Origin of the sequence: Kordiimonas sp., assembly GCF_965216265.1 — a bacterium.
Taxonomy (GTDB): Bacteria; Pseudomonadota; Alphaproteobacteria; order Sphingomonadales; family Kordiimonadaceae; genus Kordiimonas.
This window is the reverse complement of record NZ_OZ244153.1, coordinates 1,598,435-1,615,355: the sequence shown is the minus strand read 5'-3', so window position 1 is coordinate 1,615,355 and position 16,921 is coordinate 1,598,435. Positions and strand designations below refer to the sequence as shown.

Here is a 16,921-nt window from a genome sequence, read left to right as displayed (position 1 = left end):
CTCGTCCTTAAGCGATCGGGCTTTTGGGTTCAGGCACACCCTTGAAAAGCGCCGCGATGACCTCTTCGATCTCGATTTCCTCGGCCTCCGCCTGGAAGCTCAGGAGAATGCGGTGGCGCAGCACGGCCTTGGCCACAAAACGGATATCGTCCAGCGTGACGGCAAAGCGGCCTGAGATCAGCGCTTTTGCCTTGGCGCAGCGCACCAGCGCCTGGCCTGCGCGTGGGCCTGCGCCCCAGCGTACGTATTTTTTTACCAGTTCAACCGGGCTGTCTGCCGGGCGGGTGGCGCGCACGATCTGTGCGACATAGTTGAGAATAGGTTCTGAAATCTCCACCGAGGTCACGAAGGATTGCAGCGCCACGATATCTTCCGCGCCCATCACCCTATTGAGGTCAGCCCTGTAGGAGCCTGTGGTGCGGTTGAGAATTTCAACTTCATCCGCTTCTGTCGGGTAAACCACGCGGATGAACATGAGGAAACGGTCAAGCTGGGCTTCGGGCAGAGGATAGGTGCCTGCCTGCTCAACCGGGTTTTGGGTGGCGAGCACAAAGAAGGGTTTGGGCAGCTCGTAGCGTTCCCCGCCGTAACTCACGCTATGTTCCTGCATGGCTTCAAGAAGCGCGGCTTGTGTTTTGGGTGGTGTGCGGTTGATCTCATCCGCCAGCATGATGTTGGTGAACACTGGACCCTTGCGAAACTTGAAGAAACGTTTGCCGGTTGAATGGTCTTCTTCCAGAATTTCGGTGCCGATAATGTCAGACGGCATCAGGTCTGGCGTGAACTGCACGCGGTGGAAATCAAGTTCCAGCGTTTTTGAAAGCGTGCTCACCATCAGGGTTTTGGCAAGCCCCGGCACGCCCTCTAGCAGGCAGTGGCCGCCAGCCAATATGCTGATGAGAAGCTCTTCAATGATATCGCGCTGGCCGACAATAACCTTGCCAACCTCATCGATCACATCGTCCAGTTTTCCAATTGTCGATTTTAAATGCACTTCATCCATGGTTCTTCACCTGTCGTGTGTTTTGGCTCTCAGGCCGTCATGGCGTAAACGACGATATTGACCGCAAAGCGGGTGTTGTCGACCGTCAGCCATCTTTTGTTCCTGAAGTCATAGTCCCATTCGCAGCCGTAATCCTTGTTGCTGTAGAGCACAGCGATCCGGCCGTTGATCTCGATTGCTTTTAAGTAGTCATGCACCAGATCGTCACCCCAGCCGTTCAACTCCAGCCCGGTGCTGGGTGGGCCGTTAAACTTGAAAAAGGATGAATAGATCGGGTGGTCATTGGGGATTTTCTTGAGCGCCTCAGCCCCGAAAATTTCCTCCATCTGGCTTTCAAACGTACGGGCAAAAAGGCCGTCGATATCGTGGTTGCAGTCGTCCACAAACACAAAACCGCCGTTTCTCACGTATGTCTCAAAGTTCTGCCGTTCAGAATGGTTGAACTCTACCAGCCGGTGCCCCGCCATATAACAGAAGGGCGCTGTCAGCATCGCCGGGTCTTCAAGCGCTACGATACGCTCGCGCAGGTCTACCCTGATGGTGGTATATTCAATGAGCGAATTGAGGATGTTGGCAGGCGCGCGTTCATCCACCTCCCAGTCACCGGATTCGTAACTGAGCCGGGTGAAATAGAAGTCATAATCATTGGGCACACTGCTTGCCTCTGGCGCCGCATTTGCGCGGGCGTCAGGCAACAGGCTCCCCAGTGTCCCCAAAAGCCCAAGCGAGCCTAGCGACTTTATAAAATTTCTACGATGCATGATGGTGTCTCGCCGGGATGAGGGGGCGGGCAGGTGCTCGCCCCCAAACCCAAGGTGTTATCGGCTCCCCTTAAACAGCGTCCGAGAGGCTGCTGAAGGTGAAGTCGCGGATTTTCATCGGCGGGATCATGCAGCCCTGAATACGCTGGGGTTTGCCAAGCGCCTCAAGGTTGTTGAGCATGATGATCGGGCTTTCGTTGAAGCGGAAGTTCTTGATCGGATATTTGATCTCACCGTCTTCAATGTAGAAAGTCCCGTCCCGTGTCAGGCCTGTGTACATCAGGGATTGCGGGTCAAGCTGGCGAATGTACCAGAGGCGGGTGACAAGCACACCGCGCCGGGTGTTCTTGATCATGTCCTCAAGGCTTTCGTCGCCGCCTTCCATGATGATGGATGTGTTACCGCCAAAAAGGCCGTTGCCTGCAAAGGGGGTTGGCACATAAGGCACGCCGGTTTTTTCGGCCCAGTACCGGCTGTTCGGCATGTTGGTAACAACACCGTTCTTGATCCAGTCCGTGCGCTGGCATGCCGCGCCGTCGCCCGCAAACGGCGGGGTGGGGGCATCCGGGCTTTGCGGATCGGTATAGATCGTTACACGCTCGTCAAACATCTTCTCGCCCAGGCGGTTTTTCGGTGCACCTTCTTCCTCGGACTTGTTGCTGAGGAAGCTGCGGCCTTCATCCGCTGTACGCTGGCCCATGTTATTGAACATGTTGAGAAGCAACTGAACTGTTGCCGCCGGTTCCATGATTACCGTGTATTTGCCCGGCTCCATGGCTTTACCGTCCGCGCTTGATACAGCCTTCTGGGCTGCGATACGGGACGCTTCGCGTGTGTCCATTTTGGATGCATCGTGGAAGTCACGGTACACCCAGCCTGAACCCTTGCCGTCTTCTGTACGGATGGTGGCTGAGAAGTTGATATCCGTTGACCGGTTATAGGCAAACAGGCCCTTGCTGTTCATGATCGCCGCGAAGGTATCGCTGTCGTTCAGGAAGCCGGAGGACACCAGATTCTGCTCTTTCGAGACAGAGATACAGGCATCTGCTGCGTCCGCTCGCCACGCCGGGTTCACATCCGTTGTTGCCTGGAAGTGCGTGTTAACGTCGATATAGTCCTGAGGGCCGAGGATCGGCATGAACTCAGGGTTGTCGGGCGCGAGTTTCGCCAGTTCTTCCGAACGGCTTACAACGCTTTCAAGCGCTTCGTCCGTGAACTCGTTGGTGGTTGCGACGCCGGTTTTCTGCCCGAAGGTGCTTTGTACCGTCAGGATAATGTCTCTGAGTTCGCCTGCGGTGCTGACGGTGTTGCGCGCGGTACGGATGTTGCCGCTCACTTCGCCGTTCAGGTTACATTCGATTGATTCTGCCTTGGAGAAGCCAATAACCCTGGTCATCAGCGCTTTGGCTTCGCTTTGTGTCATAATAGCCATGTTCGTACCTCAATGATTCCTTGTTTCGCCAAATCGCTCATCAGACCTTACGGGCCGTGTTGATGACGTTGATGTTGTTAAAGCGCGTGGTCGGGCAGCCGTGTGAAACGGCACTTACCTGTGAAGGTTGACCCTTACCATCGAAGAAGGAACCACCGATGCGATAGTCAGACTTGCCAGCCATGGCGACACAGCTGTTCCAGAACTCCTGTGTGTTGGACTGGTAAGCAACGTCTTCAATCTGATCGACGATCTTGCCGTCCTTGATTTCATAGAAGAGCTGACCGCCAAACTGGAAGTTATAGCGCTGCTGGTCGATCGAGAAGGAACCTCGGCCCGCGATATAGATGCCTTTTTCAACACCGGCGATGATATCATCTGCGGTGACATCTTCTTCGTTCGGACGCAAGGACACGTTTGCCATGCGCTGGAACTGAACATCGCGCCAGCTTTGTGAATAACAACAGCCGTGGGATTCGTCTTCATCGATGATGTGGGCCTGGTCGCGAATGGCCTGGTAGTTAACGAGGATACCGTCTTTCACCAGATCCCATTCTTTGGTTTTCACGCCTTCATCATCCCAGCCAACATACCCGAGCGAGCCCACTTGCGTTTTATCCGCAAACAGGTTCACGATATCGGCGCCATACTGGAAGGTACCGCTTTTCCATTTATCAAGGGTGGCGAAGCTTGTGCCTGCATAGTTGGCTTCGTAGCCAAGCACACGGTCAAGCTCCAGCGGGTGGCCGACGCTTTCGTGGATGGTCAGCATCAGGTGATGCGGGTCAAGCACAAGGTCGTATTTGCCTGGCTCAACCGACTTTGCTTTCAGCTTGGCCTGAAGCTGCTTGCCGGCTTCGCGCGCGTCTTCAACCATGTCGTACGATTTGCCGTAACCAATATTTGCGCCCTGAATTTGGATCTTGTCTTCTGGCTTGCCGTCAAGATACTCGAAGCCCATGCCAACTGGGTTGCCAAGGCCCTGCCGCTGCTTGAAGCCTTCCTTGCCAACGGATGTAGCGAAGAAGGGCGCCCAAAGCCGGTGCACATCCTGATCGATGTAGGAGCCTTCGGTTGAGGCGAAATATTTCTGCTCGTTCACGAGGAACAGAACCGAGGTGATAAAGCTCGCCCCGTTATCAAGGGCTGCGTTGTTTACGTCCATCAGAAGGTCAACCTTGTCCTTCACCGGAATTTCAAACGCGTTTTTGGTGATCGGCGTTTTCCAGCTTACGTCGCCGTAGCTTTTTACTGGTGCGAGCTGCACAGGCTCTGTCTGAAACTTTGAGTTGGCTTTGGCGACAGCAACGGCGGCTTCCGCCGCTTTCGCGATACCGTCATCGGTGGTGTCAGAGGTGGAGGCAAAACCCCATGTGCCTTCAGCGATCACACGCACACCAACACCGTAAGATTCGGTGTTGACGATATTGTTGACGCGCTTCTCCTGCGCCGTGATGAACTGGTTGAGATACCGCCCGATGCGCACATCTGCGTATGTAGCACCCTTGCTTGTCGCTGCATTAAGCGCGACCGTGGCCATGCGTTTTTTCATTGCCACATCAGCAGGTGCTTCAAGAAGCGCTTCAGCGGAAACCATGCGGCCGGTGATCGGCAGCATCATCGCGCCCATCCCAGCCCCTGTAATCTTGATAAATTGCCGTCTGTCCATTTTATTGCCTTTAGTTTAGCGTTTCATTCCCTATGCGAGACCCCCTGACAAGAGGGTTTGGTGGTGAGGATTGCTCTGAAAAAGAGGAAGTTTCGAAGACCGAATGGCATTCGCCCCACTGCCAATAGCGATGGTAGGTAGAAAACCTACGCGAGTAAATGACATTTACCGCGCTCGCTCGCTCCCCTCATCACTTGACTTGCAGCGCCGTCTGGCCTCCTGAATTGCACTTCACCGGCGGTTGGCCGCCTGGAGCATCTCAGCGCTCTCTCGGGCTTCCCGTGGGTTACGACGGTCTAAAAGTCACGCGTTGAGACTAGGCAGAAGCTTGCAAATGCAACTACAAAAAATCGATAAACGCCCTGTCTCGTGCGATGAGCCGTGAAACATGAGATTAAACGAATGTGATAGGGCGATGCTGCGGGCCGGACTTGAAGGCGTTCGGCTGCATGACCTGCGGCACACGGTGGCATTGAAGAAGGCGCAGGATATCGTGAACAAGCTGAATCAGTCCACCAAGCCTGCCCTTAAGGTGGTGGGATGAAAACCCGCAAGGAACCGCTCAAATGGCTGGTGACGGTGCATCTGCCCAATGGCGTCTATGACCAGATCATCGTCACCACTAACTTACCGCATAATGTCCTGCGGCTGGCGGAGCAGCAGTCAGGTGGGAAGATTGTTGGTTGGCGCAGTTTGACGTAGGTAGCTGCGGCAGCCTGCTCGTTAGGGCTGATTAGCCCTTTTTGGGCTTTTTCGGTACCTTAATGGTTTCCACTACCGCTGTTGCCTTGCGGCGTTCGGCGGTGTCGACCGGAATAAATTTACCCGTGCGGGCATCCCGGCCAATTTTGCGTGTTGCCATATAGATCACCTCCTTTCTTGGGTAGTTGCCCATTCCATATGCAATATACCCAAGATAAAGGTTGGCTGCCGCAGCCAGTAATAAGATTTGGGGGCGCGGTTGTAAGAATTCAAGTGTAACGACATGGAAGGTCTAAGGAGACAAGCATCAATCGATATAGTCGGCCATTTCATCACTAATTTCATATGCGAATTCCGAATCTGAAAAATCGAAATCCTCACCAAAAAGATCTTCCACGGCGGTTAATCTTCGTCTGCGTATTAGGGGATCGGTGTGGGCTGATGTGTCGTAGAAATCAATCCCTTTGCTATCTAACTCTGCAAAGAAGGGTTCAGAGGACAAAAGACCTGGAGGATGCTTGAGCCAGCCAAACCTTGCGGCCTGATAAGTCGCAAGCCAGTGTGGGCCAAGAAGCCCGTCCAAGGTCATTTGCTTCCGCCAATATTCCTTATTCAACTTACGTCTGAGTAGTCCACGGTCCTCTAAATCGAATGCTAATAGTGTGCATATGGATGAACGCGTTTTGCCTAGTTCCCGTACCGCTGAAATGGGTAACTGCAATTGAAACTCAAGTGCCAACCAAAGGGCCCAAGCGACTTCGCTATGGTGATTTAACGGAGCATGCTGGCAAATTGTAGTTGTCACAATCCTTTCGACTACGGAGCGGTCTACATCATATCCCATGCCATGGTAGGTTATGAGAATGAGCGCAGCGGTTTCTAGGTTGTTAGGATAAACTGTTGCCAGTCGGGCGATATAGGCCTCATATAATTTCCAATTTTCTTCCCTGACGATTGATGAAGTGGTTTTCTTGAGGGCATACTTGATTATGCTTTCATCGTCATACTGTCTTGCCAGTTCAATAACATATTCAAATAACTCAGTAATTTGACGTTTTTGTTCCCTGATGGATTGGGCGTCGCTACTGTCATGAATATTGGTTATTTCCTTTTGATCCAGTCGGTGTACCCAGTCTTCATCGACGTAGTCAGCGATTGAAAGAATTTTGGTCTTATCCGGATTGATATGTAACTCAAATTCGGACAGGGCCGACACTATGGCTGCGAGAGCTTGTTCAGCTTCCTCAAAAGTTTGAAAACATAAAAAGAAATCGTCGACGTTTCGATACCCAGCAGGCCATCTTCTTAATGCGGCCCTGATGTGTAAATCGATCTCTGACCCAATGGTTTCAGCTACTATGTGTGAAGTGTCTGGTCCGATCGGGATACCAATAGTTTGTCCGGATTGGCCCTGCCTAATCCAATAATCGATGTTGTTCCCTGCTAGAGCTTCGGGGCCATGCTTATTGTTCTTTTTGGCAACAGCCTTTGTGTGCAGTGCCCAAGGAATTGAGTGGGTATAAGTCGTGGGGAAGAACTGGAGTACATCACTAACTAGGATGTATCGATAACCTGCGGAGGTTTCGAGCCGTAGGTTCCTCAAGTCGCTAAGTTTTGGCAAGGAGATTGCCCGCTTCCCAGTGGGTTCGAATTTGCTTCTACTGACCGATAACTTTGAGGCCCTTTGTTTCTGATAAATTTGCTTCCAGTTCTGGCTCAACTCATGCGCCAGACATAGTTGACTAATTGGATGACTAATAGTCAGTGGGCGCCGTTTGTGACCCGTGCGAGCTTGACTGAAGCGCTCGCCTAACACTCGCGGAATTGAGCAAACGGTGTCCTTTTGGACCTTCTTGTATGGGTTTAGCTGCCTGAATAGTGTGGTTCTATGCCTAGCAAACTTCGCCGTAGTAAAAGGCGGCGGTAGCTGTTGTGGGAAATAACCTCTTTCCAGAAGTATCTTGAACCGATCAACCATGGAGTACTTCCAATCGCAGCTGACATTAAGGTGCTTCCACAATACAACCTAAATTAATCATGAATGCAATGCTTGTAATACCAAGAGGATTACCTGTCCGAAAATCGGTAGCGACCAGACTTGAGGGTCCACGTTGTCCTCTTGCGCACTAATCGGGGCCGCTGAGGGCTGCGTCAGGGATGTTTGGCCTTTGGGCTGGCCGGTTGGGGCGTGGGCGGATTGACGTTGCGGGCTTTGCCCTCCACGTCCGCTTCGCGACCGAACAGTGGTCCTCACCGATCCTCACAGAAACCATAAAAAAAGCCACCCGCGATGGGGTGGCGTTTTTTATGGTGCCCGGGGGCGGATTCGAACCACCGACACGCGGATTTTCAATCCGCTGCTCTACCAACTGAGCTACCCGGGCATGTAACAAATGATGCGTTCGCACCATGCGTTAGCGAAGGGGCTTATAGGCAATATTCCGGGGTCTGTCCAGCGCAGAATGTTATTTTTTTTACATTGAGTAATCACTGGGAAAACCGAGCCGGAGCGCGCTCATCAGCGGTCGTCAGCCTCGCCAATGTCGTCAGGAATTTCACTGTCGCCCGGCAGGGTATATTCCTCATTGAACCAGCGCCCGAGGTCCACATCCGCGCAGCGTTTTGAACAGAAGGGGCGAAAGTCCTTCGCTGTTGGTTTTCCGCATTCCGGGCATTTGGGTGTGCTCATGGTGGTCCTCTGTCTTCGCTTAGATTAGGTCAACCGATAGCGCGCCGGTGCCAACCGTGAGCGCGCGCTGGGTTTGCAGCTTCAGGTCATCTGTATAGGCCGTGTGCGTATCAAGCCAGTCACATACAGCTTTTGGTGCTGTGATCACAAGGCTGCCAGGTGCCGCGCTGCGGCCAAGCCTGCGCGCCTTGCGCAAGAGGTCAAGCGCAGCCGCTTCTGGGCGCATGTCTGGCTTTCTCTCGCGCTGCATGCGTGCTTTCAGCGACAGGCCCTTGCGCCTGCGGCTGATCTCCACCAGCCCAAACTGTGAAACGCCGGTGTGCTGCACGGGCACCGGATCTTCCTCAAACGCGGTATCAAGTGCCTGCATCAAATCGCGCGCGGCCCCCTTGGCCGACATGTCGATAAAATCAACCACAACAAGCCCGCCGATGTCCTGGAAGCGCAAGTGATAACCCACCGCCATCGCGGCTTCCATGTTGACGATCAGTTTGGCATCACCTGCCGCGCGGCCTTTGAGGGCCTGCCCCATGTTCACATCCACAACCGTGAGCGCGGGGGTTTCATGAATGGATATCCAGCCACCTGACGGTAGGAGAATCTTGCCAGCCAGCGCTTCCTCAATGGCCTCTTCAACACCAAAATGTTCAAACGCCGGGCCATCCCCATCATAAAGCGCGAGCCGGTCGAGAATGTCTGGCCAGCGTTCTGTCGCGGTTGAGCGCACATTAGCAAATGGCCCGCCTCCCTCAATCGCGATGCCGACGTCGCCGTCCGGTACCGCAATCAGTGCCTGCTCCATCGGGCTGAAAGCAAACAAAAGCCCAAGCTTGTCATCCTTCGGGGTCAGCGCCGCCATAAGCGTTGTGGCTTCGGCGGCCACCACTTCAGGCGCGACACCTTCGGCACGGGACCGTACAATAAGCGCGCCCTTTGATGCCAGTGGCTCAATAAGCGGGCTAAGTGCCTTGACGGTTTTCGGGCTCAGGTCTTTTGAAAAATTGAGCCGTGCACCGCCTGCTTCCGCGACTATATAGCGGCCCATCAGCCGGGGGCGTGGGGTCACGGCATAGGCTTTACCTTCGCTTGCCGCGCTTTCGGCCACCACCTGCACAACAAGCGTCGAGCCTTCGGTCACACAATCAGAAATTTTGTCCGCCCGGCCTTTAACCAGCAGCTTGGCGCGCCGGAGGCTCATGGCGCCAGCAAGGCCATCACCGAGGTCAAGGAAGGCCATGTCGCTCGAGCTATCAAGCTTGGTGACCCGCGCGTTGAATACGGCGTCCACCGGGCTCAGCGCCACTTCATCGTGGAAGCTCAGGCTGGAAGGGAAACCATCCTCATCCAGCACAGCGCTGCGCCACTGGCCGATGCCGGGTTCAATGATCATCTGTATTGTCATGATGCGTGTTTCCGCAAATGGGCCGAGAGCCAGCCACCAACTTCAAAAAGGGGAAGGCCCACCACATTGCTGTAGGAGCCTTGAATAAACCGCACGTAAGCTGCCGCCAGCCCCTGTATTGCATAACCGCCTGCTTTGCCGTGCCATTCACCGCTTGCGATATAGCGCTCAATATCCTCGTGGCTCAGGTTCTTGAAGACCACGGTTGTTGTGACAGATTTGGTGAGCTGTCGTCCGCCCGGAAAAACGAGCGAAATGCCGGATATCACCCGGTGCCGCCTGCCGGACAACATAGCCAGACATGTGCGGGCTGTGGCCTCGTCTTCTACCTTGGGCAAAATACGTTTGCCGCACGCCACCACGGTATCTGCCGCCAGAATGAGGGCTTCTTTGTGATGCGGGGCAACAGCCTGGGCCTTCTCAGCGGCCAACCGCTCCGCATAAACCTTGGGAAGCTCAGCTTTCAGGGGCGTTTCATCAAGGTCAGCGGGGGCAATTATATCAGGAGTGACACCAATCTGCGCCAACAGGTCCCGCCGCCGCGGTGAAGCAGAGGCAAGTACAAGCGTTTCGGCCGACTGGGGTTCAGACGCAAGGGAGGGCATTGGTGATGGAGCGTCCTGTAGGTTATGAGAGGGCTTCGCTGCCATCAAGCCACCATGCGCTTACTTGAAGCGGTAGGTAATACGACCTTTGGTCAGATCATATGGCGTCAGTTCAACGAGCACTTCATCGCCTGCGAGAACGCGGATACGGTTCTTGCGCATCTTTCCGGCGGTATGACCAAGAATTTCGTGGTCGTTCTCTAGTTTGACGCGGAACATGGCGTTAGGCAGCAGTTCGGTTACTGTGCCGCGCATTTCCAAAACTTCTTCTTTCGCCATTTTGTCTCCTTGTTATGGCTTTAAGTCGCGCCCATACATGACGGCGTTGCTGCCGAAATGCAACAATTTTGGCAAAAAAACGGGAGAAAATAGCTGGTTTCACGAATTTTCTTGCAGGGATGTGGCCCTAATACCCGAACAAGCCGTCCGGCATTCGGCAGTAACAGTGGGTATACGATCAATATCGCATGTCGTCGAGCGCTTGAATGTGAGTCTGCAAGCTTCCTCATAACTTCTAAGCGGGCGATCTAGATAAGGACTGTTGTGGATAGGTTTCATAATCTTTGGCATCATTAAACGGAACATCCGGAATGTAGCGTGGGATGCGTGATGCACCCCACGCGCCTTGGTTAGGCATAGGCTGCCAGGATAATATTGAACGGTGTTGCAGCCACCTGCTCCACCCTCGAAAACCCGGCTTCCTGCATGACGGCGGAAAGGCGTGCCGGGCCTGCCTGGGCACCAAGCCCAGCCTTGACCTCTTGTGAATGCGAGCATGGGGTGCAGACGGCGGTGGAGGCGGCATAATAGAGCCTGCCGACGGGATGACAGTTGTCACCGAGGCTGTTACCTGCCGCCGGTTCCACCAGCAAGGCAACGCCGCCGGATTTGAGCTTGCTTCTGGCATGGCGGGCGGCACCCACCGGATCTCCCATGTCATGCAGGCAGTCCATGAAGCAGATCAGATCGAAACTCTCGCCATCGTAGCTTTTTGCATCAGATACGACAAATTCGAGATTATCTGGGTTGCCATCTTCCCGGGCGCGTTCGCTGGCTGTGCGAATCGATTCCTCATGAAGGTCGTAGCCCATGAAGCGCGATTGCGGAAAGGCGTTGGCAAGCAGGATGGTCGAAGCACCGTGGCCGCACCCGACATCGGCGACGGTCGCACCAGCTTTGAGCCGATCCGTGAGCCCATCGACGGCCTGCAGCCATTCATCGACAAGAAAAGCTTTATAGCCAGGGCGGAACAGGGACTCTGAGCCGCAGAACAGCCGATGATGGTGCTGACCCCAAGAGATGCCTTCGCCTGTCTTGAAGGCGGAAAGGAGCTTCTCTTCATCAAGCCACAGGGACGCGGCTACTTCAAGGGCGGGCACGAGAAACATCGGGCTGTCGGTATTGACGAGAACAGGCAAAAAAGCGTCGGGTAGCTGATAGCGATTGCTGGCTTCATCAAACTGGATGTAGCCGCCGGCTACCTGGTTGCCTAGCCATTCCCTGACATAGCGTTCGAATGTGCCGGATGCAGCAGCAATGGCGTCAGGTGTTTGCCATCCAGCCCCTGCCATGGCTTTGTATAAGCCCAATTTGTGGCCAAGGGCTGTCATGACACCGGACATGGCGGCAGCAACATCGCCGACCACCTGGCCAGCAAATTCTTCAGTCGTGAGTGTATTTGTCATGGTTGTCTCTCTTTTGATGATTTGAGTGGTTATTGGATATCTGGTCTGTGGGTTTCTCGAGCCAGGAGAAGGGCAGGAATTCGGGATCAAGGGGCAGTGCCGTTGCATTGCTGACCATGTTGGTGAACATCTTGAGGCTGATGCCGAAAATAACCTCGATGACCTGAGCGGGGTTGAAGCCCACGTCGAAAATCTCAATCAGGTCTGATTGTGACACATGCCCGCGGTTGCGAATGACAGACCGTGTAAAGTCCGCAAGAGTCTGAAGTTTTATATCCTGAATAGTTTGACCAAGTCGCAAGGCCGATACGGCGGCCGGTATAACGCCTTGTTGGTATGCCAAGGCACTGTGACCGGCGATACAATAGCCGCTATTGTTTTCCAGGCTTGTCACCAGCGCGACTGTTTCCCTCTCTGCGGTCGACAGACTGCACCGGGCATAGTGCAGGTCGGCAGAAAAGAATGCTTGGCTTGCCTCTGATGAGGAGGCAACGGTCGCGACAATGTTGGGTAGGAAACCAAAGGTTTCCTGACGTGCCCGCAGGACGTCCCGGATGTCCGGGGCCGCTGTTTCGGCAGTGTATAGTTCAAACGGTCGCATGATCTTCTCCTGAGCGTCGTGGAGCGGACCATGGCCGATCAAAAAGGTGTGCACTACTTCACGATCGGAAGTAGCCCACTACACAAAGTGAAGTGCGTTATTTTTGTGTTATAATGCGGGTGAAGAAGCGAGAGGATTACCATGCATCGATACGGCCAGTTCTGCCCCATCGCCAAGGCGACTGAGTTGCTGGGTGAACGGTGGACTTTTCTCATTGTTCGCGAGCTGCTTGTGGGGAGTAGACGGTTTAACGAAATCCAGCGTGGACTTGGTGGCGTTTCACCTGCATTGCTCACTCGAAGGCTGAAGGCAATGGAAGAAAATGGTCTGCTTTATAAAATAGGAAGCGAGTATTTCCCGTCAGATGCCTCTACGGAGCTCCATCCCATTCTCATGTCACTGGGTGAATGGGGATTGAAGTGGGCGAAAAGCCATCTGACCGATGAAGACTATGACGTTGAATTTCTCATGCATTATCTGCGGCTTAGCATCGTACCAGAACGACTGCCCGCTGTGGAGACGGTGCTCAAGTTCAAGTTTCTGGATATAGACGATAACCCGGACTGGTGGCTGCTGGTGAAATCTGAGGAAATCGATATCTGCATCAAAGACCCGGGCAAGAATGTGGATATGTTTTTCACCACAACCGTGCGGCTTATGTCGGAGGTGTGGATGGGGCAACGTACCTATCGTGAGGTAATCAGTAGCGAAGACCTGATGGTTGTTGGTAATGCCCAGTTGATGCGAACCATTCCGCTATGGTTAACCAACAGCCCCTTCTCGAAAATGGAGCCTGAAGAACTTGTGACGGAATAACCTGGCGCCGAACTCAAAGGGGGAAACGGTCTGCAATCCTGCATTCCAAATGGTCCCGCACCAGGCGATAGCTTTCCATGATCTGGCTGCGGTGTCCTTCGGCGTCGGATGGGTCTGGCGTGGCCCAATATTCGAGCGAATCGGCTGATTTGAGCTTTTGTTTGGTCAAATAGTCCCGTGACTCCACTGTAAGCGCGATCACAGCATCAAAGAGCGTGAGGTCTATATCCGCGAGGGTGAGCGATTTGTGGGCGGAAAGATCAATATTTTCTTCCGCCATCGCGGCTACAGAGAAAGGATCAAGCGCACCTGCGATCAACCCGGCGGACTCGACGAAAAAACGGCGTTTGCTATGGCGCTTTGCGAGGGCCTCGGCCATGGGGCTGCGCACAGCATTCTGGTTACAGACAAAAAGCACGCTTTTGACGGGGTTTTGGGTCTTGTCATTCACCGTGGCCCCCTCCCGTCCTTGATGTGCAACACACAAACAAGGGTGAAAAGCCGCCGCGCGGTTTGCATGTCTATGGTGATCTTGCCATCAAGCCTCTCCATCAGAAGCTCGCTGCCCTGGTTGTGGAGGCCGCGGCGGCCCATGTCGATGGTCTCAATCTGGCTTGGGCTCGCGCTTTTGATCGCTTCATAATAGCTGTCACAGATCGCGAAATAATCGCGGATCACGCGGCGAAAGGGTGTGACAGCAAGGCGAAAACTCATCAGGATATCGTCGCCTGTGCTTTTCACATCAAACGCCAACCGTCCTTCAATGATGCCGAGGTGAAGCTTGTATGGCCCCTCATAACGTTCGTCAGCAGACTTTACGAGGCGGAAGCTGTTCTCTTCCAAGAGGTCAAAAATCGCTATGCGCCGTTCATGCTCCGCATCCGCGCTCCAGCGCGAGATGGTGGATTGATCCAAGGTCACATCTACGAGTTTGTGCTCTGCCATAGTGCTTATTGTTGAAGGTCTTTCAGCCGGATGGCAACAGAAAGCGCATGGGCACCAAGGCCTTCTTCCCCTGCAAGGCGAACAGCCGATGGCCCGATTGCGCCCAGGCTTGCGGCTGTGCAGCCCACAAAGGTGGTGCGTTTCATGAAGTCGTAAACACTGAGGCCGGAGGAGAAACGCGCCGCGCGCGCTGTTGGCAACACGTGGTTTGGCCCGGCGATATAATCGCCAATTGCTTCCGGTGTGTAACGACCAAGGAAGATGGCCCCGGCGTTGCGGATTTTCACACGCATGGCTTCCGGGTGCTCGATCGCCAGTTCAAGGTGCTCAGGCGCGAGGCGGTTGATAAGCGGCACCGCGTCATCAAGGTTTTCAACCGTGATGATGGCACCATATGTATTCCAGCTCTCGGCCGCGATATCCGCGCGCGGTAGGCTGGCCAGATGGTCCTCAACCGCCATGGCGACCATCTCGGCATATTTCATATCATCAGTAATCAGGATGCTTTGTGCGGCGGTGTCGTGTTCGGCTTGCGACAGCAGGTCAGCTGCGATCCAGCGCGGGTCGTTCATGTTATCTGCCACCACCAGTATTTCACTGGGGCCCGCGATGGTATCAATACCCACTTTGCCAAAAACCTGGCGCTTGGCTTCGGCGACATATGCGTTGCCCGGCCCCACAATTTTGTCGACCGGCGCAATGGTTTCAGTGCCGAACGCGAGCGCCGCCACGGCCTGCGCGCCACCAATGCGGTAAATTTCCGTCACACCTGCAAGGCGCGCGGCGGCAAGGACAAGCGGGTTAAGCACATCATCAGGCGTTGGCACCACCATCACCACACGCTCAACACCTGCAACAGAAGCCGGGATCGCATTCATCAGCACGCTGGACGGATAACTGGCTGTGCCGCCCGGCACATAAAGCCCGGCGGCGGAAACCGCCTGCCAGTTCTGGCCGAGACGAACACCGGCGTCGTCTATATAGTCCAGATCTTCCGGTGCCTGCCGTTCATGGAAAGCGCGGATGCGGTCTGCTGCCAGCTCAAGTGCCGCCATGGTGTCTGCGTCTATCTTCGCACACGCTGCATCAACTTCATTATCTGAGATTTTCAGGCCACGCGCGCGGGCGTCAAAACGGTCAAATTTGGCTGTCAGGTCATAAAGCGCGTCATCACCACGGGCGCGTACGTCAGCCACAATGCCTTCAACCACATCCCGTACGTCGGTGGTGGTCTCGCGTTTGGCGTTTAGCAGTTTTTCAAACTCGGCCGCGAAATCAGCGGCGCTTGATTTAAGACGCAGCACCATTTTGCACGGCCTCCCTGAAACGCTCGATCCAAAAGCTTACTTCCGCAGGGCGTGTCTTGAACGCTGGCCGATGTACCACAAGCCGCGAGGTGATGTGCGTCAGCACTTCAACTTCCTTCAGCTTGTTGGCTTTCAAGGTGCCGCCGGTTGAAACAAGGTCAACAATGCGGCGGGAAAGCCCAAGCTGTGGCGCAAGTTCCATCGCGCCGTTCAGCTTGATACATTCGGCTTGTACACCGCGCTCTGCATAGTGGCGACGGGTCAGGTTCGGGTATTTTGTTGCCACACGAATATGAGACCATTCGCGCGGGTCCTCATCCGCCTCATCCTCTGGCATGGCAAGGGATAGCCGACAGTGCCCGATATCAAGGTCCAGCGGGGAATAGAGGTCGGAATACCCAAATTCCTGCAGCACATCATTGCCAACAACTGCCAGATGCGCAGCGCCAAAGGCTGCAAATGTTGCGGCATCAAACGCGCGCACCCGAATGATGGAGAGGTTCTTGACATTGGTATCAAACTGCAACGCCCGTGACTTCGGGTCATCGAACGCGGGCTCAGGATGGATACCAGCCGCATGCACGAGAGGCATCACTTCATCAAGAATGCGTCCTTTCGGGAGGGCCAGTACCAGTTTTTCGCTGAGTTCCATTATCTTCAGTCCGATTACTATGAGGGCAGATAGGGTGTTGCCTAAAGTGATATTATGTCAGTTTTGCCGTTCACCAATTATGGCTAGCTGCATGGGCTTCCGGGACCAGGCGACTTAGTCCTGATGCACGGGCCGCGCGCGGGCTTCCCAGGCGTCCGTCAGGTCGGTCATCACCGCATCCACGCATTCCGCATGCAGTTTAAGCGTAGGCCCGCCCGCGAAGTTGATATGGATATCAAACTCCTCACCGGCGTCATGCGCCTCAAGGCTCAGAAGCTCCAGTACCTGATCCTTGTCATTAAAGTCAAAACCTAGATGCTGGGCTTTGAGCACACCTGTAAGATGCAGGCCTGCGCGCACGCGCTCGCCTTTCGGGCGGAAGAAGCGCCGTTTTTTCTCCCAGCGGAAGCGGTTGGCGACAAACGACAGCCTGCGGCCTTTTGCGTCAAAATCGATATCGCCGACACGCACGGTGGCGTCCTGCATCAGGCTCGATATGACGGTCAGGTCTTCCGGGCTTCTGGCCAACAGTTTCAATGGGTCGCTCATTTAAAATGCCTAAATGGTTTTATGTTGTGCGCAATGTAGGGGGAGGGTGCCGCCGCATCAAGTGCTTATGCATGCCGGGGCGCTCAGAAAAACTGTTGGCAGG

General features: G+C 54.4%; 20 protein-coding genes and 1 tRNA gene. 3 read left to right on the top strand and 18 right to left on the bottom strand.

All coding sequences use genetic code 11. The features are described from left to right. Window positions 1–7: 7 nt before the first annotated feature. The 4 genes from ACOOGA_RS07375 to ACOOGA_RS07360 all read right to left on the bottom strand — a co-directional run bounded on the left by ACOOGA_RS07375 (window position 8) and on the right by ACOOGA_RS07360 (window position 4,865). Window positions 8–1,003: an AAA family ATPase gene (locus ACOOGA_RS07375; protein WP_420430152.1), complete on the bottom strand. Its 996-nt coding sequence runs from the start codon at window positions 1,001–1,003 to the stop codon at window positions 8–10. A 29-nt stretch (window positions 1,004–1,032) separates the two neighbouring features. Then, complete coding sequence (locus ACOOGA_RS07370; protein ID WP_420430150.1) at window positions 1,033–1,764, bottom strand: DUF4159 domain-containing protein; 732 nt, start codon at window positions 1,762–1,764, stop codon at window positions 1,033–1,035. Window positions 1,765–1,834: 70 nt separating this feature from the next. Further along, on the bottom strand, window positions 1,835–3,196 hold the full coding sequence (locus ACOOGA_RS07365) for a TldD/PmbA family protein (protein ID WP_420430148.1): 1,362 nt from the start codon (window positions 3,194–3,196) through the stop codon (window positions 1,835–1,837). A 40-nt stretch (window positions 3,197–3,236) separates the two neighbouring features. Continuing rightward, window positions 3,237–4,865 carry a TldD/PmbA family protein gene (locus ACOOGA_RS07360; RefSeq protein WP_420430146.1) on the bottom strand — a complete coding sequence of 543 codons (1,629 nt, stop codon included), beginning with the start codon at window positions 4,863–4,865 and terminating at the stop codon, window positions 3,237–3,239. Window positions 4,866–5,253: 388 nt separating this feature from the next. Here ACOOGA_RS07360 and ACOOGA_RS07355 point away from each other — a divergent pair, with 388 nt between their 5' ends. Continuing rightward, on the top strand, window positions 5,254–5,409 hold the full coding sequence (locus tag ACOOGA_RS07355; protein WP_420430144.1) for a hypothetical protein: 156 nt from the start codon (window positions 5,254–5,256) through the stop codon (window positions 5,407–5,409). Next, a complete protein-coding gene (locus ACOOGA_RS07350) occupies window positions 5,406–5,567 on the top strand; it encodes a hypothetical protein (protein ID WP_420430142.1) in 162 nt (53 codons plus the stop codon). Before ACOOGA_RS07355 ends, ACOOGA_RS07350 begins: the two co-directional genes overlap by 4 nt. 31 nt (window positions 5,568–5,598) lie before the next feature. Here the strand turns inward: ACOOGA_RS07350 and ACOOGA_RS07345 are convergent, their stop codons facing one another. From ACOOGA_RS07345 to ACOOGA_RS07305, 9 genes are all read right to left on the bottom strand, one after another. Further along, window positions 5,599–5,727, bottom strand: a complete 129-nt coding sequence (locus ACOOGA_RS07345) for a hypothetical protein (RefSeq protein WP_420430140.1) — start codon at window positions 5,725–5,727, stop codon at window positions 5,599–5,601. A 147-nt stretch (window positions 5,728–5,874) separates the two neighbouring features. After that, a complete protein-coding gene (locus tag ACOOGA_RS07340) occupies window positions 5,875–7,287 on the bottom strand; it encodes an RNA-directed DNA polymerase (protein WP_420430138.1) in 1,413 nt (470 codons plus the stop codon). Between the two features lie 588 nt (window positions 7,288–7,875). Then, a tRNA-Phe gene (locus tag ACOOGA_RS07335) sits at window positions 7,876–7,951 on the bottom strand. Window positions 7,952–8,085: 134 nt separating this feature from the next. Further along, the gene (locus ACOOGA_RS07330) at window positions 8,086–8,256 is read right to left on the bottom strand and encodes a DNA gyrase inhibitor YacG (protein ID WP_420430136.1); all 171 of its coding nucleotides are present in this window, start codon (window positions 8,254–8,256) and stop codon (window positions 8,086–8,088) included. Between the two features lie 19 nt (window positions 8,257–8,275). Next, a complete protein-coding gene (locus ACOOGA_RS07325; protein WP_420430134.1) occupies window positions 8,276–9,658 on the bottom strand; it encodes a ribonuclease E/G in 1,383 nt (460 codons plus the stop codon). Further along, window positions 9,655–10,263 carry a Maf family protein gene (locus ACOOGA_RS07320; protein WP_420430641.1) on the bottom strand — a complete coding sequence of 203 codons (609 nt, stop codon included), beginning with the start codon at window positions 10,261–10,263 and terminating at the stop codon, window positions 9,655–9,657. The genes ACOOGA_RS07325 and ACOOGA_RS07320 overlap by 4 nt, the downstream gene beginning before the upstream one ends. Window positions 10,264–10,323: 60 nt before the next feature. Further along, window positions 10,324–10,542 carry a translation initiation factor IF-1 gene (gene infA, locus ACOOGA_RS07315; protein WP_417458466.1) on the bottom strand — a complete coding sequence of 73 codons (219 nt, stop codon included), beginning with the start codon at window positions 10,540–10,542 and terminating at the stop codon, window positions 10,324–10,326. 350 nt (window positions 10,543–10,892) lie between these two features. After that, entirely contained in the window at window positions 10,893–11,948 is a 1,056-nt protein-coding gene (locus tag ACOOGA_RS07310; RefSeq protein ID WP_420430132.1) for a class I SAM-dependent methyltransferase, read from the bottom strand. After that, a complete protein-coding gene (locus tag ACOOGA_RS07305) occupies window positions 11,926–12,549 on the bottom strand; it encodes a carboxymuconolactone decarboxylase family protein (protein WP_420430130.1) in 624 nt (207 codons plus the stop codon). Before ACOOGA_RS07305 ends, ACOOGA_RS07310 begins: the two co-directional genes overlap by 23 nt. A gap of 141 nt (window positions 12,550–12,690) precedes the next feature. On the opposite strand from ACOOGA_RS07305, the gene ACOOGA_RS07300 reads away from it, so the two are divergent. Beyond that, window positions 12,691–13,365: a winged helix-turn-helix transcriptional regulator gene (locus ACOOGA_RS07300; protein ID WP_420430128.1), complete on the top strand. Its 675-nt coding sequence runs from the start codon at window positions 12,691–12,693 to the stop codon at window positions 13,363–13,365. A 13-nt stretch (window positions 13,366–13,378) separates the two neighbouring features. Here ACOOGA_RS07300 and ACOOGA_RS07295 read toward each other — a convergent pair whose 3' ends face one another. The 5 genes from ACOOGA_RS07295 to ACOOGA_RS07275 form a co-directional block, all read right to left on the bottom strand. Then, window positions 13,379–13,816 carry a hypothetical protein gene (locus ACOOGA_RS07295; protein WP_420430126.1) on the bottom strand — a complete coding sequence of 146 codons (438 nt, stop codon included), beginning with the start codon at window positions 13,814–13,816 and terminating at the stop codon, window positions 13,379–13,381. Further along, entirely contained in the window at window positions 13,813–14,310 is a 498-nt protein-coding gene (locus ACOOGA_RS07290; protein ID WP_420430124.1) for a UPF0262 family protein, read from the bottom strand. The genes ACOOGA_RS07295 and ACOOGA_RS07290 overlap by 4 nt, the downstream gene beginning before the upstream one ends. 5 nt (window positions 14,311–14,315) lie before the next feature. Beyond that, window positions 14,316–15,617, bottom strand: a complete 1,302-nt coding sequence (gene hisD, locus ACOOGA_RS07285; RefSeq protein WP_420430122.1) for a histidinol dehydrogenase — start codon at window positions 15,615–15,617, stop codon at window positions 14,316–14,318. Beyond that, on the bottom strand, window positions 15,601–16,269 hold the full coding sequence (gene hisG, locus ACOOGA_RS07280; RefSeq protein WP_417462206.1) for an ATP phosphoribosyltransferase: 669 nt from the start codon (window positions 16,267–16,269) through the stop codon (window positions 15,601–15,603). The genes hisD and hisG overlap by 17 nt, the downstream gene beginning before the upstream one ends. A 114-nt stretch (window positions 16,270–16,383) precedes the next feature. Then, window positions 16,384–16,818, bottom strand: coding sequence for a DUF2948 family protein (locus ACOOGA_RS07275; protein WP_420430120.1), 435 nt, complete (start codon window positions 16,816–16,818; stop codon window positions 16,384–16,386). Between the last annotated feature and the right edge of the window lie 103 nt (window positions 16,819–16,921).